The organism is Nostoc sp., from assembly GCF_036917315.1.
Taxonomy (GTDB): Bacteria; Cyanobacteriota; Cyanobacteriia; order Cyanobacteriales; family Nostocaceae; genus Nostoc.
In genome coordinates this window covers 1-26,391 of sequence record NZ_JBALDR010000025.1, presented here as the reverse complement: position 1 = coordinate 26,391, position 26,391 = coordinate 1, and the positions used below count along the sequence as shown (strand labels likewise).

Sequence of the window (26,391 nt, the reverse complement as noted above, 5' to 3'; positions counted from 1 at the left end):
GCAGTGTTCGTAATTGCTAATTCGTAATTCAAGCACAGACCAACTATTTTTAATTCTGGAGAAAAGAAAGTTGTGCAGTCAGAATTACGAATTAAGAATTACGAATTATTTTTTGGCTTGAATCTTGTCAAACACGCCCCCATCTGCGAAGAACTTCTTATCAATTGCTTCCCAACCACCTAAGTCTGCAACTGTACCTAAAGTTTTCAGCTTGGGAAATTTGTCTGTGACTTCCTTGGTTTGAGCTAAAGTCTCATCCACAGGACGGAATCCCAATTTGACAAACTCTTGCTGTGCTTCTGGGCTATAGAGGTATTTCACAAAACCTTCAGCAACTTCGCGGGTTCCATGCTTATCAACGTTTTTATCTACCACAGCGATCGGATTATCAATGGATATATTCACATCGGGAACGACATACTCAACCTTTTCGCCCTTTTGCTGTGCCAGAATAACTTCGTTTTCGTAGTTGATTAAGACATCACCCTGCCCTTGCTTGGCGAATGTATCAGTAGCTTCCCGCGCATCTTTAGGCAAGATAGGCACATTTTTGTAAACTTTAGTCACAAATTCAGTAGCTTTAGCCTCATCGCCACCTGTTTTAATTACAGAATCCCATAGCGCTAAGAAATTCCACTTAGCACCGCCGGAAGTTTTGGGGTTAGCAGTAATCAATTTCACACCGTCTTTGGCTAAATCTGCCCAGTTCTTGATGCCTTTAGGATTGCCGGAACGAGTTACTAATGCTGCAACTGATTTGGAGACAATACCATTGTTGGGAACTTCTTTTTCCCATCCTGGCTGAATCAATCCAGCTTTCTCAATTTTTGAGGTGTCTCCAGCTAGTGCCAGGTGAACAACATCTGCTTCCAAACCATCAATAACGGCGCGTGTTTGGGAACCAGAACCGCCATAGCTTTGCTTGAAAACGACAGTTTGATTATGATCTTTTTTCCACTGTTCTACAAACTTAGGAATAATTGCTTCATGAGCTGCTTTAGTAACTGCAAAGGAAACTAGAGTTAATTCAACATTATCTTTACTTGCAGCCACAGGAGTAGCATTAGCAGCAGGGGTTTCAGAGGAAGAAGTACTCCCAGTTTCACCACCAGAGCAGGCAGCAAGGGCTACACTCAATGCAGTACCTACCAAAAAGAGTGATACAAAGCCTTTGAGCGAATTTAGTCTGAACCGATACGTTCTATATTCAGCGATCGCTTGTAATCTTTTCAGTGAGCGTTGCCATAAACTCATTCCATTTCCTCCACTAAATGTACAGATAATTGATGGGAATACAGTTATATACTGTTTATAATACTGGATGATTCCATGTATCTAGTTGCAAACACTAAAAAACCTCATATTCTTTATCAAGAATATGGTGATTTTACCAGTTCTGTGAAAAATTAAAAATGCTTTTACTTTCAACTATCAAATTGCGTAGGCGCAGCCCAACCTAGGCATCGCAATCACCTATCTAGCACATCAAGCAACTTGCTAGGGAATAGCTAATTTTTAAGGACAGTCTGTTCTTGTGACCGGCTTCGCTCAACGTAGGGCAGCAAAATCAAGTAATGTAGTGGCGTGGCAAGCTTAAAATTACTTATACCAATTCTGTATGAAGATGCGCTAAACCATCTTTAAGTAGAAGAAAGAAAGAAAGAAATAAAGAAATAAAGAAAGAAATAAAGCAAGTAAAGAAAGAGGTTAAAGGGTTTGGCGCAGCCTCACAAAGAAATGGTATTAATATGAACACCATGAAAAACGAAACCCATTTAGAAATAATCTAAATGGGAAAAATCTAACAACTATTTATTATTAACTGAATGCATATTTCAGGGGCAAACCGTCCTGAAAAACTAGTAATTCTCCCGGTTGAATTTGTGTCCAAACTTCATTGTCTGTGAGGGGTGTGGTAGCAATGACAGCGACGCGATCGCGTTCAGTAGTCACTTCTCGAAAATCTACAGTCATATCTTGGTCAATTAAATGGGCAGCGGCAAAGGGCGCTTGGCGAACAATGTAGCTGAGTTTAGTTGAGCAATAAGCAAAAAAGTGTTCTCCATCTGATAATAAGTAATTAAATATACCCAGTCTTGCAATTGCACCAGTAATTTCTTGCAGTACAGGGTATAGTTCCTTTATGTCAGGCTTACCTTTAGGAAAGCGCGATCGTAATGTTTCTAGCATCATACAGAATGCTTTTTCACTATCGGTATCACCTACGGCTTGATAAAAGCCTAAATTTTCTGGATCGAAATCTGGCAAATTACCGTTGTGAGCAAACACCCAATACTGACCCCACAATTCCCTGCGGAAAGGATGGCAGTTGTGTAGGGCAATTTCACCCTGAGTAGCTTTGCGGATGTGGGCTATGACATGGGTTGAGTGGATCGGATAACTCCGTACAAACTCCGCTACCGGAGAAGCAACAGAAGGTTGGGCATCTAAAAACATTCGACATCCCTTTCCTTCAAAGAAAGCAATGCCCCAACCATCGCTATGGTCATCCGTTTTTCCTCCCCGTGCAGAAAACCCTTCAAAAGAAAAGCAAATATCCGTTGGAACATTGCAATTCATTCCGAGCAGTTGGCACATGGATGTTGCAGCTCTCAATTTTTGACTAAGGCCTCAGGATCAAGATACTTCAGAATGCTGCCTTGATTCTGGAGCGATCGCTTCAATCTGAGAATTTAAAGCTGAGATATGCCAAATGATCCCCAAAAATAAAGAGTCTGCTTCTAGTTAGCAAGATGACACTATGCCAAAAGATGGTAGCGGCGAATATCTGGTGCAGCAGTCACTAAACCTTCGAGTTTAGCTGCTGCCGCTTGGAAATGGGGTGAATCTAGATGACTATTCAGGGCTTCATTAGAAGTCCACTCTTCTACAAAAGTAAAATCTGTTGGCTCGTATTGATTTTGCAAAAGTTCATACTTAATCGCACCTGCTTCCTGACGAGTTGGCTCAATGAGTTCCAACAGTAAAGCTTTTAGTTCTTCTACTTTGTTAGGCAAAGCAATAATATGGGCAACAATGTGAATACTTTGGTTTGTCATTTGTCATTTGTCATTTGTCATTTGCCATTTGTCATTTGTCATTTGTCATTTGTCATTTGTCATTTGCCATTGGTCATCAAGTCAAGAGTTAGGAATTCTTTCGCTGCTCCCCTGCTCCCCTGCTCCCCTGCTCCCCTGCTCCCCTGCTCCCCTGCTCCCCTGCTCCTCTGCTCCCCTGCTCCTCTGCTCCTCGGTCACTGAGCGTAGCCGAAGTGCTGCCCCTCTGCTGCTCTGGTGTTAAAACATCTGCTGTAAATATTGCTCATAGCCTAATTGTTCTAGTTTTGCTTGCTTTGCAATTACTGATTCACATAAGGTTTGACGATATTGTTGCACTTTTTCTAGCAATTCTGGTTGATGAGTTGCGAGGATTTGTATTGCTAAAAGACCGGCATTTTTGGCATTACCGATCGCTACTGTTGCCACAGGAATGCCAGCAGGCATCTGTAAAATAGAATACAAAGAATCTACACCTTGTAAGTTCCGAGTGGGTACAGGAACACCGATTACAGGAAGTGGAGTTAAAGACGCTACCATTCCTGGTAAATGGGCAGCACCACCGGCACCTGCAATAATTACCTTGATACCGCGTTGGTGTGCAAGTTGAGCATATTGCACCATACGTTCTGGGGTACGGTGAGCCGAAACGATCGCAACTTCGCTCTCAACGCCAAATTCTTCACAAACTGCGATCGCATCTTTCATAGTGGGCAAATCGGAATCGCTGCCCATGATAATACCAACTAGGGGAGTCATAATAATTCAAAATTCAAAATTCAAAATTCAAAATTATTTGAGCTAGCTTATGGAAGCTAAGTGATGCGGATCATCATCTCATCTATTGGCGTTGTTTGAATTGATTCATTGATGTAAGTTGCATCTAAAATCAGATTTAGCTCTATTCTCGCCAGTGTGATGACCCAAGCAACACAAAATCCTGTAGATATTATCAATGCTAGAGTGACTGGTTACAAAGATTTGCAGATGCTCTTGGTTAATCCAGAGGGCATAATTGAGCAAATCTTTCCAATGGGTGCAATAAAAGCAGACAGCCGTGCATCTGTAATAGATGTAGCAGGCGACTGGATTTCATTGGGTGGCGTTGATTTGCAAATTAACGGTGCTTTGGGATTGGCATTTCCTGATTTGACGGCTGAAAATGCTCATGTACTCCAGAAAATAACGCAATTTTTGTGGGATGTCGGGGTAGATGGATTTTTACCGACACTTGTGACAACTTCAGTAGAAAAGATTCAGCGATCGCTTGCAGTCTTTGCTAATTTTACTCCCCTCTCCGTCAACGGAGAGGGGTTGGGGGTGAGGTCATCTGCCAAGATTCTCGGAGTCCATTTAGAAGGCCCATTTTTGAATTACCAAAAACGCGGCGCACACCCGGCAGAGTACTTATTACCCTTAACAATTGACGAGGTAAAGCGGGTTTTGGGTGATTATGCTCACATTGTAAAAGTCATCACTTTAGCGCCGGAGTTAGATCCCACTGGCGAAGTAATTCCATATTTGCGTTCTTTGGGAATTACCGTTAGTTTAGGACATTCTCAGGCAACATCAGCCCAAGCGCAACTTGCTTTTGAACTCGGTGCAACGATGGTAACTCATGCTTTCAATGCCATGCCACCACTACATCACCGCGAACCAGGATTATTAGGCGCAGCAATTACTCATCCTGATGTGATGTGTGGTTTTATTGCTGATGGTGAACACGTTTCGCCCACGATGCTGCAAATATTACTTCGCGCTAGCTATCAAGAGAAAGGGCTGTTCCTTGTGAGTGATGCCCTTTCACCTCTGGGGCTACCCGATGGCGTGTATCCTTGGGACAGTCGGCAAATTGAAGTTAAAAACGGTACAGCACGACTGGCGGATGGCACTTTATCGGGGACGACTTTACCTTTATTAGTGGGAGTGCAGAATTTGGTGAAGTGGGGGATTTGTGATGTGGAGACTGCCATTTTACTAGCTACAGATGCACCTAGACAAGCAATTGGTTTGCCTGGAATTGCCAAGAGTCAACCCGCTAATTTATTACGCTGGTATTGGGATGAAGCGACAAAAGAATTAACTTGGCAGCGATTCTTGGGCTAAATTTTGCATCAAGGTGACACGGGAAGAAGCGTTAATTATACTCAGTAAAAATGTACATTTATGAAATAGACATTGTAAATCAATGGATATAGCTCTACTCGTTAAATTTCTCGCTCCCTGTCTGCCATTTTTGTTGAATGTGGGTAATAAGGCCGTAGAAGGGGCATCTCAGAAAGTAGGTGAGGATGTTTGGAATAAAGCTAAAGCTATTTGGGCTAAGTTACATCCCAAAGTAGAGGCTAAGGAAGCAGCGAACGAAGCAGCAACGGATGTGGCGCAAAAGCCAGAAGATGAAGATTTACAAGCAAGTTTGCGAGTGCAACTCAAGAAGATTTTAGAAGCGGATACAGTACTTGCAGAGGAAATAGCTAAAATTTTGCAAGCATCGACTGACAAACCCGGAGACAATATTCAGGTCAGTGCGAATGCTTACGACCAAAGTACGGTGAAGCAAGTTGGGAAGATTGACGCCAACCAAGTAAGTTTTTAATTAAATAGGGTGGATAGAGTACTGCCCACCCTAAAAATTTTGATGTTTCGAGTTCCGAACAGGAACGGTCGAGTTCTAAACAGGAACGGTCGAGTTCTGAACATGAACAGCCGAGTTCTAAACAGGAACGGCCGAGTTCTAAACAGGAACGGCCGAGTTCTGAACAGGAACGGCCGAGTTCTAAACAGGAACAACCGAGTTCTAAACAGGAACAACCGAGTTCTAAACAGGAACAACCGAGTTCTGAACACGAACGGCCGAGTTCACAGCCACAATATCAAGCAAAATTTTTACTTAATGTAAGCAATGGCAGAGGAACCTAGCCCCAGTAACTCGAACAACATTGAAATGAATCTCACTGCCTACGGTAACAGTAAGGTAACTCAAGTAGGACAGATAAATGCAGCAGAAGTCAAGATTATTGTTGACCGAATAGAACCAGTACTAGAGCGATTACAACAAATCTCTCAACCAGAATCGCCTGGGGTTCTCAAAGCAGGCAACCCTAACAAAAGTTTGGCTTACTGGCAGGGACGTAAAACAGAAATTGCCCAAATACAGCAATGGTTAACTGATAAAAACACTTTCTTAATTGGTATAGAAGGTATCGGTGGCACAGGTAAATCGATGCTAGCTGCTAAAATTTATGACGAAAATGAGGGTTTCCCTAAGCGATTTTGGGCAGATATTAGTTATGGAGCAGGTTTTAGCGATTTAGCCCGCCAAGTCCTCAGTGAATTTGGCTTTCCGGTTCCAGAACAAGAAGCGCAGTTAGTAGAGGCACTAGTTAAGTGTTTGCGATCTGGTCAATATTTACTCATCATTGACAACCTGGAGAGTTTATTACAGCCTGATAGACAGTGGGGAAGTCAATTCTACAGCGACTTTTTCAATGCTTGGGTAGAATATGGCGGTAATAGTAAAGTGCTAGTCACCACCAGAGAAAGACCAGAATTAAAAGGCTTTGAGTGGCAACCCCTGAAAGGTTTACAACTAGAAGAAGGAGTAGCACTGTTAACTGCATTAGGCATTCGCGGTGATTTAGGGGATTTTGTCGAATTGGTAGATGGGCATCCCCTGCTGTTGAGATTAATAGCAGATTTATTAAAAGAAGAATATCCCCAAGATCCGGATTTAAGACGATTGGCAGATTTAGGCTTAGGGAATTTGCGACAGTTGTTGACAGATTCCCAAGTGGTAGGTGTGCATCGCCGGGAAAATGTGGGGATGGTGTTGGTATTGGATGCCAGTTTTGAGCGATTGAGTGAATTGCAAAAGGCTTTATTGCTCAATATCAGTGTTTATCGTGGTGCTGTTGAGAGTGCAGCAGCCGTGGCGGTGTTGCCGGGAAGTTCAAAAACAGAGATTGAGGAAGAATTGAGGAATCTGGTTAAGCGTTCTCTGCTGTTAGAAAAACTCAATGGTAAGCGGCAGTTTGAGTTTCAGGCTGTGGTGTTGGAGTATGTGCGGTATAAGGCCGGCAATCACACAGAGGCGCATCAACGAGCTATTGATTACTATCTTTTGAATGTTAAACAAGAACCCTGGCAGACTAAAGAAGATATCAAGGAGTATTTAGAAGTTTTTTATCACAGATATCAACTAGAAAACTATGGCTTGGCATTTGATGGACTAACCACCTACTATGATTTTTTAACCTTGCGGGGCTATTATGCAGATCAAGTTGATTTATTGAGGCAGTTAATAGAAGTTTGGCAAAAAACTGGGAGTAGAAAAAACCGGAATTATCAGATTGTTCTTCATTTCTTAGGTGATGCTTATAAATCTCTAGGGCAGTACCAACTGGCTATTGACCTCCACCAGCAATCTTTGGACATAGCAAGGGAGATTGGCTATCGCGATGGCGAAGGTGCTTCCTTAAGGGGTTTGGGTAATATTTTCAGATACTTGGGGGAGTACCAACGGGCGATTGAGTTTCATCAGCAGTCTTTGGAAATATCTAGGGACATAGGTGATCGTAATGGCGAAGGTTCTTCCTTAGCGGGTTTGGGCAATACTTACGACTCCCTGGGGCAGTACCAACGGGCGATTGAGTTCCACCAGCAGTCTTTGGAAATATTTAGAGACATAGGCGAGCAGAATGGCGAAGGTGCTTCCTTAAACAATTTGGGCGATACTTACAATTCCCTGGGGCATTACCAACGGGCGATTGAATTCCACCAGCAGTCTTTGGAAATATCTAGAGACATAGGCGAGCGCAATGGCGAAGGTTCTTCCTTAATGGGTTTAGGCAATACTTACAATTCCCTGGGACAGTACCAACGGGCAATTGAGTTCCACCAACAGTCTTTGGAAATATTTAGAGATATAGGTGATCGCAATGGGGAAGAAAGCGCCTTGGGCAATTTAGGCAATGCTTACATTTTCTTAGGGCAGTACCTACAGGCGATTGAGTTCTACCAGCAGTCTTTGAATATAGCTAGACAAATTGGCCATCGCTGTGGGGAAGAAATAGCCTTGGGCAATTTAGGCATTGCTTACCAATCCTTGGGGCAATACCAACAGGCAATTGATTTATACCAGCAGTCTTTGGATATCGCTAGGGAAATTGGCGATCGCAATTCTGAAAGCTTATCCTTAATGAATTTGGGTAATGCTTACTGCTCTCTGAGGCAGTACCAACAGGCGATAGATTTGTTTGAGCAGTCTTTAGATATAGCTAGAGAAATAGGCGATCGCAATACTGAAGGCAAATCCTTAGCTAATTTGGGTAATGCTTACTTCTCTCTGGGGCAGTACCAACAGACGATAGATTTCCATCAGCAGTCTTTGGAAATAGCTAGGGAAATCGGCGATCGCAATACTGAAGGCAAATCCTTAGCTAGTTTGGGTAATGCTTACTTCTCTCTGGGGCAGTACCAACAGGCGATAGATTTCTCCCAGCAGTCTTTGGAAATATCTAGGGATATAGGCGATCGCAATTCTGAGGGCAAATCCTTAGCTAGTTTGGGTAATGCTTACTTCTCTCTGGGGCAGTATGAACGGGCGATAGAGTTCTATCAGAGGTCTTTGGATATAGCTAGAGAAATTGGCGATCGCAATGGCGAATGTGCTTCTTTAAACAATTTGGGCAATGCTTACTTATGCTTGGGCGAATACCAACGAGCGATTGATTTCTGTCAGCAGTCCTTGGATATATTAAGCCAAATCGGCGATCGCAATACTGAAGCGATCGCATGGTTTAATTTAGGTCGGTCATTAGAAAACATCAATCGAGAATCAGACGCACTGGGTGCTTATCGCAATGCCCGTGAACTATGTCAAGCGATGGGACTTGATGCTAATGTGCAAGATTGCAACAATGCAATTGAGCGTCTTTCTCACCCACAAAAGCCTCTAGTCTATCGTCGTGGCTTTTGGGTGTGGTTGCGTCGGTTGTGGCGTTGGGTACGCAGTTGGTTTCGGCGGTAATATTGATTCACTATCTTATGAAAAGGGAAATAGTCGGCTATTTTTCAACTATATGTTTATGTTGCAAAAACCACTGGCCAGTCTGTTAACTATGGGATTGCTTGTGCAACCTATTGCTGCTCACTCCCAGGCTTTAACCTATAATTACAACAATGCAAGTTTATCTCAGCAATCCTTACTAATAAGCCAATTTAGACCTGGGGCTAGTTGTGAAGCCAACGACAACTTAAGTTTGTTTGCTGATATTTTTATTAGTGTGTGCCGAAAAGCATCTATTAGGCGGGAGTTTCCCAGCGAGTTTCTGAACTCTTATTTAGAAGACATCAAGAAAAACAAATCGGCTAGTGGTAAAAAAGCTTGGAAGTTATTGAATGATAATAGATTCAAAAAATAGCTGGAGAGAACATTAAATGGAAACTAAAAGTGTAAATAAAGCAGAATCTTTCTATATTGCTATAATTCTCTACAAATCATCTTCAGATAAACCCGATCGTCAACCTTTGTACCAAGAAAGCTTTGTTTTGATTAAAGCCGCTTCTTTAGAACAAGCAAAAGTAAAGGCTTTGAATCATGGTAAAAATGAAAGTGTCAGCTATACAAATGAAAATGGAGAAACTATTACTTGGTCTTTACAGCAAGTAGTAGACGTGAATTCAATTTTGTATGATGACTTTGATTCATCTGAGGATATTGTTGATTTATATGCTCGGCATTTTCGGAATTATGAGGCTTACCAATCATTTGAGCCGTTATTGTCTAAAGAGTAATTTGGAGAATAGTGATAAAACCACGCGATCGCTCTTGTCGATTCCCATCACTGAGCCAAAAGCGATCGCAATTATTTTACTAGCGTTGACTGGCACATCACGAATTCGGCTCTCCCAACAACACAATTGAACACTTCAATTCTCGAAGTAACTGCGTTGTCACTTCGCTGACTGCTAATCCCCCGGCTGTGCGATAACGAACGGAACGTAATACAGCTAAATCAAACGCCTGAGCTTCCCGAATTACGACTCTAGCGACATCATCACCCCTGATTGTTTGGATATTCGTATTCACCTGTAACTGGCTTTTAGAAGCGATGTCAGACAATTGAGATACAAATCTTTCTACTCGATTTGGGGGTGATTTGCGATCGCATACGTGTAACAGCACAACTTCCGCCTGATTAACATCAGCCAAAATCTGAGCAAACCTTAAAGCACCAATGGTTTGGCGCGTTAAGTCTCCAACTGGTACAAGAATTCTTTGGATTGTCTTGGGACTGCTCAAGAGGCGTGTAACTGCAACTGGACAGTGAGAAGACCAGAAGACGCTATCAATAACATTACCAAATAAGCGGGCGCGTAAACCTGTTGTCTGCGACCAACCCATCACTATTAAACTAGCATTTTGTTCTCGACTGGTGCGGCTAATTGCCAAAGCTATATCATCATCAATCCGATTTGCAGGTGAAACTTCTACATCAAATTCTTGACTGATTTCTCTAGCTAAACTTAATCTTTGCTGACTCTGGTCGAGCGCTGTTACTAATTGTGGATCGTCCATGTGAATATGCGCTTTAGTAATAGCTAATGGCACAATTTTTCCAGATTCATGACTAGCCAGCAGTGCTGCCATTTCTATTAGATACCGCTGCGTTTGAGGATTGTATATTGGTACTACTACAGTAAATGTATCTTGTTTTTGCTCTACTAGTTGAGCTTCATTAGTTTCCCACCAAGTTGTCAAACTATCTGTTTCAAAATCTGTCTGAGAAAGCTGTAACGAAGAAGCAAACCGTGCTGTTATTATGGGCCCCAAAATTGCAGTCACCAGCATGAGAACAATCACACTGTTTAAAACACCTTCATTAATTAAGCGCTCACCGGCAGGGTTTTTAGTTTGATATGCAACTAAGGCTGCTGCTAGTGTGGCTGCTACCTGTGGTAGTGACAACGACCACATTGTTAGCAATTCCGCCGTATTATAGCGGTATAAAAGTTTGGCTAAGAATGCCGCGATAAATTTGCTGCCAATCAAAGCTACTACAATTACCACAGTCAGCCAAACTGAACTGAGAGTTCTTATAAATGCAGGAATATCAATCAATAATCCCATGTCCACAAAGAAACAAGGAATAAATAAAACACTGCCAATAAACTCTATCTTTTCTTTTACTGGGCTACGTCCTAGTACGTCATTGACTGCTAAACCTGCTAAAAAAGCACCAACAATTTTTTCAATTCCAATTACCTGCGCTCCGACAGATGCCAAAAATAATGCTAGTAATATAAACAAAAACTGGTTGCTTTGTTCATCTCCAGATCGGCGGAAAAACTCTTTTCCCGCCCAGTCAAAGCCAAACAAAACAACAACAGAGTAAATTGCTAATCCTCCTAATAAAGTAGCTAAACTTAAGGCAGAGAATTGCCCTCCATGAATTCCCACACAAATTGCTAACACTAACAAAGCACCTGTGTCAGTAAAAATTGTTGCCCCAATTGTGACGGTTACAGCTTCATTTGTTACTACTCCCAAACGACTCACAATTGGATACGCTAAGAGGGTATGAGATGCTAGTAGAGAACCAATTAGGAAGGAGGCATTCCAACTAAAATTGAATAAACGTCCAACAGCAATGCCAGCAATTAATGGTACTAAGAATGTCAGTATACCAAACCCAATTGAACGATTTTTAGTTTTATGGAACTGTTCTAAGTCAATTTCTAAACCTGCTACGAACATCAAATAAATCTTACCAATATCCGAAAGTAGATTGATAGTTTCTGATTCAGGATTTAACAACTTTAGTCCATTTTGCCCTAAGACTACGCCTGCTACTAACAAACCCACTAATCCAGGTAGTCGCAATCGCTCAAATATCGGAGGTATAGTAAAGATTACTGTTAGGAGAATTGTAAATGCAACGATAGGGCTGTCTGTGAGTGAGTTAAGTGTCATGTGTAATAAATCAGCCTAAATAGTAGATGTACCAAAAACATACGAGATTTTACTGAAATTGTTTGGATATTTCAGTTTAATTGGTTACAGATAATAAAATCTTTAACAGCTTAAATGTTGCGATCGCAATTCAATTCTATCTTAAGGAGGTATTTTTTATATCCATAGATATAAATCTCGATGAGATTTGAGGTTGCAAAAATTATGGGTATTGAAATAGCTATAAATAGTATTTAGCGATCGTGAATTGTGAAACCATAGAAAAATAGCAGTTTTCATTTAAATAAAAAATATTACCTAAACAATTATTTAAACAAAAAAATAATGCCAACAACTTGTGCAATTACAACATCAAATTTGGTAATATAGACTAATCCAAAGTAATTATATAAATATCACGATTTGCTGATTTATTTAAAAGTAAATCGCTGTTATGGGCAAAAGGTATATCTAAAAGCCATAAAACCCAAGTTAAATTCAGTCTTTTGCTTGTTAAGCCAGTACAGCTTCAATTTTGCGCGTCTGGGCTAGAATTCGATAGCCTGAGTTACTCTATGTACGTAAGTATCCTTGCTTATCGCCCAACTATCATCTGGAAAAATCTGGAAGACCGCTCTTATGGGTTCCTATCAATGATAATTTTAAGCATTGGGAACCCCTAAAAATCGAAGTTTATGAACGCAGCCGACGACAAAACGATTGTTCGCGAGTATTTCAATTCCACAGGGTTTGACCGTTGGAAGCGAATCTACGGCGATGGCGAAGTCAACAAAGTCCAATTAGACATCCGCACTGGACACCAGCAAACTGTGGATACAGCTCTCGGTTGGCTGAAGGCTGATAACAATTTACCAGAGCTATCAATCTGTGATGCTGGGTGTGGTGTCGGTAGTCTCAGCATTCCCCTGGCGGTAGATGGGGCCAAAGTCTATGCCACCGATATTTCGGAAAAAATGGTAGAAGAAGGCAGAGATAGAGCAAAGCAAACTTTGGGAAATACCGAAAATCCTACTTTTGCCGTGCAGGATTTGGAATCGTTGAGTGGTAGCTACCATACGGTTATTTGCCTAGATGTTCTCATCCATTACCCTCAAGAAAAAGCCGATGAGATGATATCTCACCTCTGTTCTTTGGCACAGTCGCGGATAATTCTCAGTTTTGCGCCGAAGACCTGCGCCCTGAGTATACTCAAGAAAATTGGCAGTTTCTTTCCTGGACCAAGTAAAGCCACTCGTGCATATCTGCATCGTGAGGCTGATGTGGTGAAAATCTTGGAAAGCAATGGCTTTTCATTGCAACGACGGGCAATGACGAAGACTCGCTTCTATTTTTCTCGCCTACTGGAAGCCACACGCAATTAAAGTTAAAATCGCAGCAAAGGAATCACAAACCTCTTGCTGCGATTTGACAATCTCAAACCTGAGATATGGTAAATATTGCCGTTGGCATCAAACTTTGTTTTTCTCTAAGATGGTTGCCCAATCCCATTGAAAAATTGAGTGCTTTGCTTTCAAATTCCCTTAAATCTCATACCAATTTCTACCTCTTTTTCTGCACACTTAAGCCAGCAAAATTATTCTCATCCGATTAAATGAAGAGTGCTGAGTATTGTAAATGCACAACGCAGCTAGCAAACGTCTACAATTTCAATTTCTCACCGCGAATCGAATAATCTAACAACTCCATCGGGTGAATAACCGAAATCTTCTTACCTTGCGACTGCAAATGCTTAGTAATTTGCAAAGTACACCCAGGATTAGCAGAAGCAATTAACTCAGCACCAGTATTCAACAAATTCTCTACTTTTTGCCGGCCCAATTCTTCAGACACTTCTGGTTGCAGCATATTATAAACCCCAGCACTGCCACAACACAAAGCTGCATCTATTGGTTCTCTCAACTTCACCCCTGGAATTTGTCGCAACACCTGACGCGGTTGGACGCTAATCTTTTGTCCATGCAATAAATGACAAGCATCTTGATAAACTAAATTCAAGGGTTTATCTGTCAGTGGGGAAAGTTTCGCTGTTAACCCAACAGTTGCCAAAAATTCTTGAGCATCTTTAACTTTAGCTGCAAAATCCTTGGCCTTTTCCCGATATTCTAGGTCGTCTTCTAAAATATGACCGTACTCTTTTAAAGTATGACCGCAACCAGCAGCATTGATAATCACGAAATCTACATCTGTCTTGGCAAAACTATCAATCATCTGCCTTGCTAAAGCTTTCGCCTGTTCTGTTTGTCCTTGGTGTTCGGGAAGCGCCGCACAACAACCTTGAGATTTGGGAATCACAACTTCACAACCATTCGCTGTTAAAACGCGCACCGTTGCTTCATTCACGGGTGAGAAAAACAGCCGTTGGACGCAACCCAAAATTACCCCGACTCGATACCGCTTTTCACCTTTAGCAGGAATCACACTAGGCAAATTATCTTGAAAAGATTTGAGAGTAATTTCTGGCAGAATTGATTCCATTGCTGCCAAACGGGGCGATATTTTATTCAGTAAACCCGTAGCCCGAAATAACTTAGCAAATCCTAACTTTTGATAAACTAACAACGGAACTAATAAAACCCGTAAAAGATTAGGATAAGGAAACAGAGAAAATATCAGTTGACGAAAAAATTGATCTGGTAAACTGCGGGGATAATTTCGTTCAACTTGATGGCGAGTTGCAGAAATTAATTTGTCATACTGCACACCAGAAGGACAAGTACTCACACAAGCAAGACATCCCAAACAAGAATCAAAATGTTCTACTGTTGCCGTATTGAGGGCAATTTCACCCTCATTAATTGCATCCATTAAATAGATGCGTCCTCTAGGAGAATCCATCTCCTTACCCAGCACGCGATAACTGGGACAAGTCGAAAGACAAAATCCACAATGTACACAACTATCAATTAACTTCGGGTCAGGCGGATGACTCTCGTCAAAGCCTTTCAAATTCTTTAAACTAGCCGTATTATTAACAGAATTTTTTGAAACTTGCATATTTCTCTTTTTCCCCTCTCTATCTTGGTGTCCTCTGTGGCTCTGCGGTACATTTTCTTAAAACTAAATCCCACCCACAAAGCGACCAGGACTTAAAATATTCTTACTATCAAACTGTTCCTTAATACGGCGCATCAAAGGCAAAGCATTCCCCGTATAACCCCAAACATCTATTTGTTCTTTAACCGCCACTGGTGCTTCCAGAATTGTTAAAAAACCACTATTAGCTTGAGTGCGATCGCGCACCTTCAAAACTTGATTTTTACTCTCTAATTGTAACAAACCTAAACCACTACTAATGTGAATTAAACCTAACTCCACCTGAGTCAAAATCTCCACAGCAGCAGTAGGTAACACTCCTATTTTGCAAGTAATTACAGATTCTGTAGCAGTAGTATGTATTCGTTCTTGCAATCTCTGCCATAGATTAGCTTCATCACCATCAGCAAAAATTGCCCCATTTAAGCCTAGCTTTTGCCCTACTTCCAAAACTCGGTTTGACTGTTCCTTAACACTCTCACTAATACTTTGAAACCGAGCAATTAATCCCAGTCCTTCACCCAATCCTAAACTAGACACCAATTTAGTTGATAGTAAATCAGCCTGAACTGGTGTTAACGCCGAACCTCGAAGGATATCAGCCGCTTGGGATACAGCCTCAGCTTTACCAGTCAGTACCACTGTTCCCGATGCCTCTGCTAGCGGATACAGGCGAAAAGTTAGTTGACTAATAAAGCCTAATGTGCCATAAGACCCCGTAAGCAACTTCATCAAGTCATATCCGGCGACATTTTTAACTACTCTTCCCCCAGCTTTGGCGATTTCTCCATCAGCACGAACAAAGGTAATACCTAGTAACTGGTCGCGCACACTGCCATAGCGTTGCCGCAGAGAACCTGTATCACCTGTGGCAACAATACCGCCAATGGTTGCCGACTCTGGTGCTGTGGGGTCAAGGGCGAGAAATTGCCGCGATTTTGCCAAAAGTGCTTGCAAATCGGAGAACTTCATCCCAGCTTCTACTGTGACAGTCAAATCGCCAACAGCGTGTTCAATCAGTTGGTTGATGCGTTCTGTACTAACTACAACATCAATGCTTTTTGCTAAACCACCCCAGCTAAGTTTACTGCCACTACCACAGGGAAGGACGCGCCAGTTATTTGCGTGAGTTGTGGTAATGACTGCGGCTAGCTGTTCTTGGCTGCGGGGATAGACAATACAACTGGGTGATTTTCCAGAAGCGATCGCCTGTTGGATAAGTTTTTGCTGACTGAGTTCGATATTTTCCCAAAGGCAAATAGCATTTTCTTCACCGACGATAGATGCAAGTTCAGAAGCGCAGACGCCTTGCGGCTTGTCGTTAGACATCGCTTTCATTGAGTTTATTTTTTTACGCCCTACTTCTAATTTACTGGCTAACCTGACCAAAAAAGCGCATTGCCATTAATCGGTGGCTTTAGATTCCTAGGGCTGGTTGCGCCAACGATAGCTTGTAATTAGTGCCAAATAAAAGAAAGTTTGTTTTTCAAGCGATCGCTACTCATTTACAATAAACTTTTTACCGCAGTCTGCAACTTTAACGTTTATGACTAATAATCTATTGGGTAAAAACTTGAGCTTTGTTAAAGCTCAATAAAGTTGTGATGCTCTTGTATTAAAAGCGATCGCACTTTGGTTGGTTAAGGTATTAGCCTTATCCAACCTATATTTTTGTGAATTTGTTGATAAACTTTGAAATTTAATTGGAGAAAATAGTAGATGAGTAAATTTCACTCATCTACTACAGGTAGAGTTAGGAGACAATTTGCATATATACAAGATATTTTATAGAAAAAATAATAAATTATAGCCGTGTTAGTTGAATAGACTATAGAAGTTGGGAGATAAGTATAAGTGTAGTCTGTAAAGAATTTTAATATTGCAATAAAAGTGCAATTTTTGAGAATAAATTTATATTATTCTGATTAACTTTAAAAAAAAGTAACAGATGGGTAAAAATTACCCCTCTGCTACAAGCAAACGGAGGTATAAACTTAATTATTTAATTGGCATGAACCAATTCTTGAGGCGCTGCGGCATCATATTCTACAGCTTTCACAAATTCCTTGAGAACGTCTTTGAGTCTTTGCTCAATTTCCTCATCTAACAGGACGCTGTTATCGGGTTGGCGTTGAATTTGTTTGTCTACCGCATAAATAGTGGCTAGGATATGCCGCGCTCCTAATTCAGATAACACAGGTTTTAGAGCATATTCAATTGCCAATAAATGAGCGATGGTTCCACCCAATGCAATTGGTAATACGGGTTTACCTGTTAATGATTTTTGTGGCAGCAAATCTAGAAATGTTTTTAGCACTCCTGTGTAAGCAGCTTTGTAAATTGGGGTGGCAATAATCACACCATCTGCCTTTGCTAATAAAGCTTTTGGCTGTTCTAAAGCAGGGCTATCGTAACGTCCAAAAACTAAATCTTCAGCAGGTAAATCTCGAACTGAAATAATGTCTACATGCAAGCCTTCTTGTTGTAGAAGCTGGGCAGTGTATTCGACAACACCATAGGTTCTAGATGGGTGGGTTGGACTACCTGCGATCGCTAAAATATTTGTCATTCAATTAAACTCCCAATTTCTAAAACGGGTTCAGTATGTTTTGTGGTTTTGGTATTCATAGCTGATGCTGTGTTGACTTTCTCACTCAGGCGTTTGTAAGGATGGCGCAAACTCATACTCTCTACTTCCCAGATGTAGCCATGAATAACTACATCTTGGGGAATTAAAGGAGAATTCCGCAGTAATTGCACTTGCTGTGTGCAGATTTCATCCACATCGGTAAAGGTTTTGATCCATTTGGAAAAAACGCCTTTTGGTAGCTTCAATTCTGGCAAAGCAGGATCGACACTAACTCGATCCACATCAATACCTTGATTTCGCAATACCTCACTGAGAAAGTCTCCTGATGCTGTCATCATGCCACATTCGGTATGATTAATGACGATGATTTCTTTTGTGCCAAAAAACTGTGTAGTTAACATCGCTGACCGAATTGCATCATCTGTAACTAATCCCCCAGCATTACGGAAAATATGAGCGTCTCCTTCACCAATTCCTAATGCTTTCTCTACTGGTAAACGTTCATCCATGCAAGCTAGCACCCACAAGCGTTTATTGTTAGGTATTCCCAACTGACGACGCAATACCCACGCTTCTTTTTCTGAGATTTTTTGGTCGATTTGTTGGTGCAGCATTGCTGTTAATCTCCTAGTTCTTAATTACTAGGATATGGACGTTGCTCTTTCTTGAGGCTTTTGCTTAGGGAAATCTTCATTTGCCACAATCTCACCAAATGGACTTAAGACGTGTTGCTTTTCCACTGCGGGTAAATTCTCTAATGGCAAATAGGGAAATAGAAGTTCTGCAACTCGATAAGCTTCTTCTAAGTGGGGATAGCCAGAGAGGATAAAGGACTCAATACCTAAATCTGCATATTCTAATATCCTGGCAGCTACGGTTTGGGGATCGCCGACTAAGGCTGTTCCCGCACCACCCCGGACTAAACCGACTCCTGCCCACAGGTTCGGGCTAATCTCTAATGCCTCACGATTACCGTGGTGTAATTGAGTCATTCGCTGTTGTCCAACTGAATCCATTCGGGCATAAGTTTTTTGGGCTTTAGCGATCGCTTCGTCATCTACATACTTAATCAATTCATTCGCCGCATCCCAAGCTTCACTCTCGGTTTCGCGCACAATCACATGTAGGCGAATCCCAAACCGCAAAGTCCGGCCTTGTGTTTCTGCAAGTCTCCGAACTGCTGCAATCTTCTCGGCTACTTGCGCCGGTGGTTCGCCCCAAGTTAGATAGACATCTACATGTTTAGCAGCAATTTTTTGAGCAACAGGAGAGGAACCGCCAAACCACAAGGGCGGATATGGCTTCTGGACGGGTGGAAACAGCAGTTTCCCATCCTGAATGTTGAAATAGTCGCCTTGGAGATTGGCTTGTTCTCCACTAGCGATCGCTCGCCATACTGTTAAAAATTCATCTGTTAATTCATAGCGCTGATCGTGATCCAAATGCAAGCCATCTCCCGCTAACTCCACGGGATCGCCCCCTGTCACGACATTAATCAGCAAGCGTCCCCCAGAGAGGCGATCGAAAGTCGCCGCCATCCGCGCTGCTACTCCAGGCGATACCAAGCCGGGACGAATTGCCACCAAAAAACGCATCTGTCGCGTCAGGGATACCAACGTTGACGCTACAATCCAAGCATCTTCGCAAGAACGTCCCGTGGGCAGCAATGCCCCTGTATAACCAAGGTCATCCACCGCTTGGGCAATCTGCCGCAGATAAGGAAAGCTTACTGCCCGTCCGCCTGTAGCAGTTGCAAGGTAACGTCCGTCGCCATGAGTTGGGATGAACCATAGTAGCTGCATGAATCCTGTCCTTTTAAACTCCGGCAAATCGATAGAAATACCGTGCTTTATTTATAGTTTTTAGAGTATCACATATTCCATTTAAGTAAGCAAGAAGTTTTCAGAAAACTCCGGTATTCCTACCAGACCAATGTATATTAGGCAGTGTTCAAAAAACTAGCGTTGGGTATTGATTGACATTAGGCACAAGAGGCAGAGGTGCAGAGGGAAAAAACTTACTGCAACTTCTCCCCTGCTCCTCTGCTCCCCTGCTTTCCCACTCCTCCCCTGCCGCCTTCTTTCTATCTCTAGGAAGAATCCAGCAATGGTAGCTTTGTGTATATTGGTTTACTTATCTATAACCTTTTGTTAAATTAACCTTAATGTACTGAACACTTATTGATTTGCTGCGCTTAAGTTTTCAGTGACAAAAGTGGGTAGCCATCCAGCCCACTGCCAATAGGTGCAAAATTCTGTTCTGTCTCTAGGAGAAATAAAGCAATGGGGCCGATGTTTATTGCTGCCAACGATTGGCCACATATAGCGTTTAGATTGTCTTTGGCGCTCCTGGTTGGTTGCTTGATTGGATTTAACCGTCAGCAAGGGGGTAGACCAGCAGGGATGAGAACATTCATGCTCGTGAGTATGGGAGCAGCATTATTTGTGATGATTCCTTTGCAGGCTGAGGGCGAGAGTCCCTATGCTGCTACCAATGCACTGAGTCGCACAATTCAAGGTGTAGCTACCGGGGTTGGATTTCTTGGAGCCGGATTGATTTTACAAGAGTCTCCGAGAAAATCTGCAACGCCAAAAGTAAAAGGTTTAACTACAGCCGCCTGTGTCTGGACGGCGGCTGGGTTGGGGGCTGCAATTGGTTGTGGTTTGTGGCAAATGGGATTATTGGGAGGCTTACTCACCCTAATTACCTTAAGTGGGGTGAAGCGGCTCAATCGCGCATTTGTATTTCTGACGAATCAGGGTAAACACGGTACTACTCAGGATCTCACAACCATCTCTGATGAAGACGATTGATTATCTATCGTTATGCTCTAGTTGAAAACTATACTTGCTATTGTCCAAAATTAGGTCAAATCGATCCGATGGCCGCCTAGTATTTTATTGAAAAATAATTTGTTGTTTCTTAGCCAATTTTAATCAGTTTATCAGGGCTAATTCAGAGCGATCGCTGATTATAGTCATTCATGTAGGGAATCCCGTACTGGAATTGATTGCCCAGTGAACCGGAAAATAGAAAATAATAGATATATGGACAAACGCTATTTTTTACAGGCTGGTGCAGTCATAGTCGGCACAGCATTGTTATCAAGGTATATCAATTGGGGGTCACAAGCAATGACAACTTCTCAAAGTGGATTTGAAGTTACCAAACCAGAGTCAGAATGGCGCACGATTTTAACGCCAGAACAGTTTAATGTATTGCGTAAACATGGGACTGAACGCCCTCACACCAGTCCATTAGATAAGGAATACGACCAAGGCACTTATTATTGTGCCGCCTGTGAACTACCACTGTTTACATCTGATACCAAATTTAATAGTGGTACTGGCTGGCCTAGCTTCTTTAATCCAATTGAAGGTGCGATCGCCACAACTGTAGACAAGTCGTTGTTTATGACCAGAACTGAAGTGCATTGTAGTCGCTGTGGTGGTCATCTGGGTCATGTTTTTGATGATGGTCCTGCACCCACTGGGAAGCGCTACTGTATGAACGGTGTTTCGCTAAAATTTGAGCCTGCTTAATTAAGTTGCGTAGGCGTAGACCTTCGTGACATCGCATACACAACCTAAATCATCAGATTTGGGGCTTGACCAAGGGTGAACAAATTTTTGACAATAACTTTTCCTACTCAATGCTACTGGACGAAATATTGTCAATTTTAGGAAAGTGCAACTCTTGGTCTTCGCTAAAGATAACCTAAATTACCCTATTTGTTTGGCTCTTTTTTCTCCTTTTTGTCTTTAGGATCTTTTTTAGGTTTTTTAGCTTCTTTATTACTTTTTCTTTCCTTAGACATCAGCGTTCTCCAACTAGGTTGATCGTTAAAAGCCTTCGCATTCTGCCGTCAGGAAATCAGGATATTACTTACCTGATATTCTTTCTTTTATGGCAAAAAAGAAACTATCAGACATAAATGCTACTAACTACCATGATACGGTGTTGTTTGATTTTCTTCTGACAGCCTTTTTATCTATTTGAACTACAATCGCCTGTAGGGTAGCATAGCTAGCTGTGCTACCCCGATTATTTACAGCGTTGCTACCAGATCCTTTAAGCGATCGCGTCCATCCCGAAAGACGGGCCAACCATCCCCCACCAGCACTGCTTCTACCCGACTCAGTTGAGCCAACCTGCGAACAGAAGCAACAGCCTCCTTTCGATTCAGCAGCTTGTCATCTGGTAAAATCGTCAAGCTACCTGCTTTACGTGCCCGGACTAAATCCCCTGTAATTAAAGTTGTCTCTTCCAGTAACAAAGCCAACTCACCGGGAGTTTTAGAACCATTGAGTTCAATCACCTCCAGTCCTGGGACAAATTCTTCACCATCAGATAGCCAGCGATCGCAAGGTATAGGAAAAGTGTCTTTTTCTGCAATTGGGCCAGCAATCTTAGCATAAGTTTGATCGGCAATTTCTTTACTTGCCCTGACATGCTCAGAATTCGTCAGCACAATCCAAACCACACCACCGAGGGATTTTAGATGATTCCAATCATGGTTTGATAGGGCTACTGGGTCAATCAAGATGTTGCCATCTGGGCGAATCCAGGCAATCCCATTGAAATCAATATTTCTTGCCGGATTGAAATTAGACCAGCTATAAAGATCGGGACGGTGCAAAGATTTCATGATGATTCTGGATCGGTACTTCAATAATTGACTATTAATCTCAATAATTAAGTATATAGATTATGAGGTTGCATTCCCTCTGGATCGGAAATTTGAGTATACTACGATAAATCTATCAACATTATGGATTTTATCGGGATTGCAGAAATTTTCGGTTAACGGCAATACGGAGGTATAGGGGTGAGTAAGATTGGGCGACAAAAAATATCAGCGAAGGCAGAACAGTTTACAGAGTCGGTGATTCGAGAAATGACCAGGGTGGCGCTGCAACACGATGCGGTGAATTTGGCACAGGGGTTTCCTGATTTTCCTTGTCCCTTGGAGTTGAAACAGGCAGCATATCAGGCCATAGAGGCAGATGTTAATCAGTATGCCATTACTTGGGGCGATCGCCCATTTCGTCATGCGATCGCCAATAAAGTCCGTTGGTATCTCGGCTTAGATATCAATCCTGAAACCCAAATCACTGTTACCTGTGGTTCCACAGAAGCAATGGCATCTGTGATGCTAGCGACAGTCAATCCGGGTGACGAAGTAATTGTATTTGAGCCATATTATGAAAACTACGGCCCCGATGCGATTTTAGCTGGTGCTATACCCCGCTACGTGACACTGCATCCTCCTCATTGGACATTTGATGAGGCACAGTTGCGTCAAGCTTTCAATGCCAATACCAAAGCAATTATTATCAACACACCCCACAACCCTACAGGTAAAGTTTTCACCCGTGAAGAACTCACGCTAATTGCTGAACTTTGTCAAAAATGGGATGTGTTAGCGTTCACTGATGAAATCTATGAACATATTCTTTATGACGGCACTCAACATATTGCCCTAGCGACTCTTCCCGGAATGGAAGAACGCACTGTTACTATTAACGGTTTATCCAAAACTTATAGCGTCACTGGATGGCGAGTCGGCTACATTTTGGCAAACCCGGAATTGACAGGGGCGATTCGCAAAGTCCATGATTTTCTCACTGTTGGCGCACCTGCACCATTGCAACGAGCCGGAGTCGCCGCCATGCAGCTGCCACCATCCTATTATCAAGAACTAGCCAAACTTTATCACCAGAAACGAGATAGCATTTTACAAATTCTAGACCTAGTTGGAATTCCCTATTTCGTTCCCAAAGGAGCCTATTATGTTCTTGCCGATATTTCAAAGTTTGGCTATAAAACAGATGTTGAATTCACGTACCATCTGATTAAAGATATTGGTGTTGCCGTAGTTCCCGGTTCCAGCTTTTTTAGCCAACCAGAAAAAGGACATTCGTTAATCAGATTTTGCTTTAGCAAAAGACCTGAGACATTACAAGCAGCGAGCGATCGCTTACTCAAATTAGAATCAAATCTATAACCGACATCATAATTTATTTTCCTCTCTTATGTAAGTTGTGAAAACTACTTTTTTGTGACGCACTTTTGTTTGAGGTGCCGTTTAAATTCCATTATGAATTACAAATTTATCAGACCATATATTTTCAAGTTAATATAAATTAATGAAACCTAGATTAATATAATTTTACAAATGCTTGATTTAAGCATTCATTTGTTAAAAAAGATAACATCATTTTCGAGTTAAATTTAACTCTAACTTTTGATCCCCGATGTAAAGTTGACTTTTAAAATCAAACCCCACTCCGAAGCGAGGGTTTATAACCCTTAATATATAGTATTCTCCAGAAAAACAACACCAAACTAGTGTAGAATTTATTCAATTTCCCGGTAATTATATCGGGATAGTAGGCTTAAAAATTCTGGATTAAAAACCCCATTGACTCCTTAAAAAGATAAGACTAATGTGATGAGTAGTCCTTTCAAGGACACTATTTATCCATCAAAAAATCAGGAGGTATTTCCGATGATGATGATGATGATGACTGAAACCATGACTCCAGAAATGCAGACTTGCATGGATGTTTGTATGGACTGTCATAAAATGTGCATGGAAACCATGACTCATTGCATGAGCAAAGGTGGTCAGCACATGGATAAGAACATGATGAGCATGATGAGCATGATGCGCGATTGCTCTGAAATGTGCATGATGTGCATGAATATGATGATGAGCGGTTCTGAGTTCATGGAACGCACTTGTATGCTTTGCGCTGAGATGTGCGATCGCACTGCAATGGCGTGTGAGATGATGAGCGATGACGCGAAAATGATGGAATGTGCTGCTGCTTGCCGTAAGTGTGCAGAGTCTTGCAGAAGTATGCACATGATGCCCGCATAATTCTACAACAATCTAGCAGAAGTTTCTCTGCAACCTAATATTCAAGCGCTCAGACTCTTTGAGTCTGGGCACTTGAAGTAAAGACTTAACTAATCATAGACGCGGTTTTTAACCGCTGATTTGATGTTAAGTTGACAATTAAATAGCTAACCAATACTCAAATTGACATGCACAATCATATCGTTGAAATCTTTGTCACCACCCTTTGCTAAATCCTCAAAGCCAAAGGTGTTTTTTTCTAACAGACGAATGTGATCTGTCTTGTCTGAGTTAGCGCCCAAAAATGCAAAGTAAACCGCTGGATTGTTATTAGCATCGACATCGAGAATGGCATCGGGTTTACCATTAACAATAATAAAGGGTGCAAACAGAGAATCAGGCTCAAGATTCCCGGAGTAACTTGCGCTACCTTGATTATTCACCATCAAGTCAATGCCTGCAACACGTCCACGTATAGCAGCTTCAGCATAACCAGCTTGCCCTACTAGAATATCTGCTGTACCATCGTCGTTGGTATCGATACCACCATTTTCATTAGCCACTTCATAGAAACCGACAAAATTGTCGTATGCAGCTTCTCTATTGACGACAAAATCAGCTTTTATCTGTTGTGTCACACCACGTAAATCAAGGAGTTCTCCTTGTTGCTTTCCTTGGGAAGCTACACCCAAAGGCAAATCTTCATCTGTTGCCTGAATTGTTAGCATCAAATCCTGAAATTCAGAACCGTTGCTAGCTTTCCAAGACAAGGAGAAGCTATTATTACCCAAGCTTGTGATTTTAACATTTGTCGGATCGGAAAGCAGTACATCTGTAAAAGCAGCTTGTCCAGCCAAGATACTATCAGTAGTGCTATCGCGTACCAAGCAAAATCTTAGCTGTTGACCAGAATTAAATTCCTCCAAACTAGCTAAATTAGTATTAAATCCAACAGGATAATTGGTAAGTGAGGAGAGAATTACCTTGGATCGTTTCAAAGCTGCTTCAGTGTAACCAGCATCGCTAGTGGCAATACCTTCAATCTTCCCTTGTTCATCATCTACAGCAAAGACTCCCAATTCATAAATATGCTTAGAACTCTGTCCCGTCAGCTTGACTGAGAGTGTTGCTTTGTCACTGTTACCTTTACCTTGGATAGTAAAGATATCGTTAGTATTCTTCGTCAGGGTTGGTATATCGTTGACACCACGATCGTCCAGATTCTTAACTGCGATCGCTAATGCTTTTTCATAAGTAACTCCACTTGCATCAGTTGTCCGAACTCGGATATTGTAACTAGATTTAGCTTCAAAGTCTGGGGAAGTGTTGATTTTGAGCTGATTGCCATCAACTGTGAATGCAGCATTGTCGGTATCGCCAGTCCCCGGTACTAAAGTGTAGGTGAATGTGTCGTTTGGATCTGGGTCGCTAGTGGTAAATGTGCCAACAACTGTCCCCGCAGATACGTTCTCATCAACAGCTAGCTGACTTACTGTCAAATCTGTGGGTGCATCGTTAACACCAGGATCGTTGAGATTGTTAACTGCAATTGTTAACTCTTTGCTATAAGTAACTCCACCCGAATCAGTTGTCTGAACCCGGAGGTTGTAACTAGATTTGGTTTCAAAGTCTGGAGAGGCGTTGATTTGTAACTTATCGCCAACAATTGTGAATGCACTATTATCGGTATCGCCTATCCCGGTTACTAAACTGTAGGTGAATGTATCGCTTGCATCTGGATCTGTGGTGCTAAATGTGCCAATTTCTGTTCCCGCAGGTACGTTCTCATCAACAGCTAGCTGACTTACTGTCAAATCTGTGGGTGCATCGTTAACACCAGGATCGTTGAGATTGTTAACTGCAATTGTTAACT

The 26,391-nt window shown here is 41.9% G+C and carries 23 protein-coding genes; 11 read left to right on the top strand and 12 right to left on the bottom strand.

Annotated features, from left to right (window positions below):
* Positions 1–105 precede the first annotated feature (105 nt).
* From V7K84_RS11505 to purE, 4 genes are all read right to left on the bottom strand, one after another.
* Positions 106–1,254: a sulfate ABC transporter substrate-binding protein gene (locus tag V7K84_RS11505; protein ID WP_334838153.1), complete on the bottom strand. Its 1,149-nt coding sequence runs from the start codon at positions 1,252–1,254 to the stop codon at positions 106–108.
* A 564-nt stretch (positions 1,255–1,818) separates the two neighbouring features.
* Positions 1,819–2,598: a class II glutamine amidotransferase gene (locus V7K84_RS11500; RefSeq protein WP_334838151.1), complete on the bottom strand. Its 780-nt coding sequence runs from the start codon at positions 2,596–2,598 to the stop codon at positions 1,819–1,821.
* A gap of 161 nt (positions 2,599–2,759) precedes the next feature.
* Positions 2,760–3,059 (bottom strand): putative quinol monooxygenase, encoded by a 300-nt coding sequence (locus V7K84_RS11495; protein WP_334838149.1) that lies wholly within the window; start codon positions 3,057–3,059, stop codon positions 2,760–2,762.
* Between the two features lie 237 nt (positions 3,060–3,296).
* Positions 3,297–3,815 carry a 5-(carboxyamino)imidazole ribonucleotide mutase gene (gene purE / locus V7K84_RS11490; RefSeq protein WP_094351018.1) on the bottom strand — a complete coding sequence of 173 codons (519 nt, stop codon included), beginning with the start codon at positions 3,813–3,815 and terminating at the stop codon, positions 3,297–3,299.
* A 159-nt stretch (positions 3,816–3,974) separates the two neighbouring features.
* Here purE and nagA point away from each other — a divergent pair, with 159 nt between their 5' ends.
* The 6 genes from nagA (at position 3,975) to V7K84_RS11460 (ending at position 9,981) form a co-directional block, all read left to right on the top strand.
* The gene (gene nagA, locus V7K84_RS11485) at positions 3,975–5,162 is read left to right on the top strand and encodes an N-acetylglucosamine-6-phosphate deacetylase (RefSeq protein WP_334838147.1); all 1,188 of its coding nucleotides are present in this window, start codon (positions 3,975–3,977) and stop codon (positions 5,160–5,162) included.
* 82 nt (positions 5,163–5,244) lie between these two features.
* Positions 5,245–5,652, top strand: coding sequence for a hypothetical protein (locus V7K84_RS11480; RefSeq protein WP_334838145.1), 408 nt, complete (start codon positions 5,245–5,247; stop codon positions 5,650–5,652).
* Between the two features lie 306 nt (positions 5,653–5,958).
* Entirely contained in the window at positions 5,959–9,084 is a 3,126-nt protein-coding gene (locus V7K84_RS11475; protein WP_334838143.1) for a tetratricopeptide repeat protein, read from the top strand.
* Between the two features lie 58 nt (positions 9,085–9,142).
* Entirely contained in the window at positions 9,143–9,478 is a 336-nt protein-coding gene (locus V7K84_RS11470) for a hypothetical protein (protein WP_334838141.1), read from the top strand.
* Between the two features lie 16 nt (positions 9,479–9,494).
* On the top strand, positions 9,495–9,851 hold the full coding sequence (locus V7K84_RS11465; RefSeq protein ID WP_334838139.1) for a DUF4288 domain-containing protein: 357 nt from the start codon (positions 9,495–9,497) through the stop codon (positions 9,849–9,851).
* Between the two features lies 1 nt (position 9,852).
* Positions 9,853–9,981 carry a hypothetical protein gene (locus V7K84_RS11460; protein ID WP_334838138.1) on the top strand — a complete coding sequence of 43 codons (129 nt, stop codon included), beginning with the start codon at positions 9,853–9,855 and terminating at the stop codon, positions 9,979–9,981.
* Here the strand turns inward: V7K84_RS11460 and V7K84_RS11455 are convergent.
* Positions 9,949–12,030 (bottom strand): cation:proton antiporter domain-containing protein, encoded by a 2,082-nt coding sequence (locus tag V7K84_RS11455; protein ID WP_334838136.1) that lies wholly within the window; start codon positions 12,028–12,030, stop codon positions 9,949–9,951. The two genes, V7K84_RS11460 and V7K84_RS11455, sit on opposite strands and share 33 nt — an antisense overlap.
* A gap of 674 nt (positions 12,031–12,704) precedes the next feature.
* On the opposite strand from V7K84_RS11455, the gene bchM reads away from it, so the two are divergent.
* Entirely contained in the window at positions 12,705–13,391 is a 687-nt protein-coding gene (bchM, locus tag V7K84_RS11450; RefSeq protein ID WP_334838134.1) for a magnesium protoporphyrin IX methyltransferase, read from the top strand.
* A gap of 277 nt (positions 13,392–13,668) precedes the next feature.
* Here the strand turns inward: bchM and V7K84_RS11445 are convergent, their stop codons facing one another.
* From V7K84_RS11445 to ssuD, 5 genes are all read right to left on the bottom strand, one after another.
* Positions 13,669–15,024, bottom strand: a complete 1,356-nt coding sequence (locus V7K84_RS11445) for a (Fe-S)-binding protein (RefSeq protein ID WP_334838132.1) — start codon at positions 15,022–15,024, stop codon at positions 13,669–13,671.
* Positions 15,025–15,087: 63 nt separating this feature from the next.
* Positions 15,088–16,401, bottom strand: coding sequence for an FAD-binding oxidoreductase (locus tag V7K84_RS11440; protein ID WP_334838130.1), 1,314 nt, complete (start codon positions 16,399–16,401; stop codon positions 15,088–15,090).
* A gap of 664 nt (positions 16,402–17,065) precedes the next feature.
* Complete coding sequence (gene ssuE / locus V7K84_RS11435) at positions 17,066–17,632, bottom strand: NADPH-dependent FMN reductase (protein WP_334838128.1); 567 nt, start codon at positions 17,630–17,632, stop codon at positions 17,066–17,068.
* Entirely contained in the window at positions 17,629–18,267 is a 639-nt protein-coding gene (locus tag V7K84_RS11430; protein ID WP_334838127.1) for a beta-class carbonic anhydrase, read from the bottom strand. Before V7K84_RS11430 ends, ssuE begins: the two co-directional genes overlap by 4 nt.
* A 27-nt stretch (positions 18,268–18,294) precedes the next feature.
* Positions 18,295–19,455: an FMNH2-dependent alkanesulfonate monooxygenase gene (gene ssuD / locus V7K84_RS11425; protein ID WP_334838125.1), complete on the bottom strand. Its 1,161-nt coding sequence runs from the start codon at positions 19,453–19,455 to the stop codon at positions 18,295–18,297.
* Between the two features lie 480 nt (positions 19,456–19,935).
* Between ssuD and V7K84_RS11420 the strand changes: the two genes are divergently transcribed.
* Both V7K84_RS11420 and msrB read left to right on the top strand, forming a co-directional pair.
* Positions 19,936–20,466 (top strand): MgtC/SapB family protein, encoded by a 531-nt coding sequence (locus V7K84_RS11420; RefSeq protein ID WP_334838123.1) that lies wholly within the window; start codon positions 19,936–19,938, stop codon positions 20,464–20,466.
* A 234-nt stretch (positions 20,467–20,700) separates the two neighbouring features.
* Entirely contained in the window at positions 20,701–21,195 is a 495-nt protein-coding gene (gene msrB / locus V7K84_RS11415) for a peptide-methionine (R)-S-oxide reductase MsrB (RefSeq protein WP_292810631.1), read from the top strand.
* A gap of 506 nt (positions 21,196–21,701) precedes the next feature.
* Here the strand turns inward: msrB and V7K84_RS11410 are convergent.
* Entirely contained in the window at positions 21,702–22,301 is a 600-nt protein-coding gene (locus tag V7K84_RS11410; RefSeq protein ID WP_334838121.1) for an MBL fold metallo-hydrolase, read from the bottom strand.
* 180 nt (positions 22,302–22,481) lie between these two features.
* Here V7K84_RS11410 and V7K84_RS11405 point away from each other — a divergent pair, with 180 nt between their 5' ends.
* Positions 22,482–23,660, top strand: coding sequence for a pyridoxal phosphate-dependent aminotransferase (locus tag V7K84_RS11405; RefSeq protein ID WP_334838120.1), 1,179 nt, complete (start codon positions 22,482–22,484; stop codon positions 23,658–23,660).
* Between the two features lie 507 nt (positions 23,661–24,167).
* Positions 24,168–24,539: a four-helix bundle copper-binding protein gene (locus V7K84_RS11400; RefSeq protein WP_094351003.1), complete on the top strand. Its 372-nt coding sequence runs from the start codon at positions 24,168–24,170 to the stop codon at positions 24,537–24,539.
* Positions 24,540–24,685: 146 nt separating this feature from the next.
* Here the strand turns inward: V7K84_RS11400 and V7K84_RS11395 are convergent.
* Positions 24,686–26,391: DUF4114 domain-containing protein (locus tag V7K84_RS11395; protein ID WP_334838119.1), on the bottom strand; the 1,706-nt coding region annotated here is incomplete at its 5' end.

Excerpts from the sequence above, each read along its gene's own strand:
- V7K84_RS11495 (WP_334838149.1), bottom strand. The coding sequence starts at position 3,059 with ATGACAAACCAAAGTATTCACATTGTTGCCCATATTATTGCTTTGCCT.
- V7K84_RS11420 (WP_334838123.1), top strand. The coding sequence starts at position 19,936 with ATGGGGCCGATGTTTATTGCTGCCAACGATTGGCCACATATAGCGTTT.
- V7K84_RS11445 (WP_334838132.1), bottom strand. The coding sequence starts at position 15,024 with ATGCAAGTTTCAAAAAATTCTGTTAATAATACGGCTAGTTTAAAGAAT.
- V7K84_RS11475 (WP_334838143.1), top strand. The coding sequence starts at position 5,959 with ATGGCAGAGGAACCTAGCCCCAGTAACTCGAACAACATTGAAATGAAT.
- ssuD (WP_334838125.1), bottom strand. The coding sequence starts at position 19,455 with ATGCAGCTACTATGGTTCATCCCAACTCATGGCGACGGACGTTACCTT.
- V7K84_RS11430 (WP_334838127.1), bottom strand. The coding sequence starts at position 18,267 with ATGCTGCACCAACAAATCGACCAAAAAATCTCAGAAAAAGAAGCGTGG.
- ssuE (WP_334838128.1), bottom strand. The coding sequence starts at position 17,632 with ATGACAAATATTTTAGCGATCGCAGGTAGTCCAACCCACCCATCTAGA.
- nagA (WP_334838147.1), top strand. The coding sequence starts at position 3,975 with ATGACCCAAGCAACACAAAATCCTGTAGATATTATCAATGCTAGAGTG.
- bchM (WP_334838134.1), top strand. The coding sequence starts at position 12,705 with ATGAACGCAGCCGACGACAAAACGATTGTTCGCGAGTATTTCAATTCC.
- purE (WP_094351018.1), bottom strand. The coding sequence starts at position 3,815 with ATGACTCCCCTAGTTGGTATTATCATGGGCAGCGATTCCGATTTGCCC.
- V7K84_RS11400 (WP_094351003.1), top strand. The coding sequence starts at position 24,168 with ATGATGATGATGATGACTGAAACCATGACTCCAGAAATGCAGACTTGC.
- V7K84_RS11410 (WP_334838121.1), bottom strand. The coding sequence starts at position 22,301 with ATGAAATCTTTGCACCGTCCCGATCTTTATAGCTGGTCTAATTTCAAT.
- V7K84_RS11465 (WP_334838139.1), top strand. The coding sequence starts at position 9,495 with ATGGAAACTAAAAGTGTAAATAAAGCAGAATCTTTCTATATTGCTATA.
- V7K84_RS11505 (WP_334838153.1), bottom strand. The coding sequence starts at position 1,254 with ATGAGTTTATGGCAACGCTCACTGAAAAGATTACAAGCGATCGCTGAA.
- msrB (WP_292810631.1), top strand. The coding sequence starts at position 20,701 with ATGGACAAACGCTATTTTTTACAGGCTGGTGCAGTCATAGTCGGCACA.
- V7K84_RS11480 (WP_334838145.1), top strand. The coding sequence starts at position 5,245 with ATGGATATAGCTCTACTCGTTAAATTTCTCGCTCCCTGTCTGCCATTT.
- V7K84_RS11440 (WP_334838130.1), bottom strand. The coding sequence starts at position 16,401 with ATGAAAGCGATGTCTAACGACAAGCCGCAAGGCGTCTGCGCTTCTGAA.
- V7K84_RS11470 (WP_334838141.1), top strand. The coding sequence starts at position 9,143 with ATGTTGCAAAAACCACTGGCCAGTCTGTTAACTATGGGATTGCTTGTG.
- V7K84_RS11455 (WP_334838136.1), bottom strand. The coding sequence starts at position 12,030 with ATGACACTTAACTCACTCACAGACAGCCCTATCGTTGCATTTACAATT.
- V7K84_RS11500 (WP_334838151.1), bottom strand. The coding sequence starts at position 2,598 with ATGTGCCAACTGCTCGGAATGAATTGCAATGTTCCAACGGATATTTGC.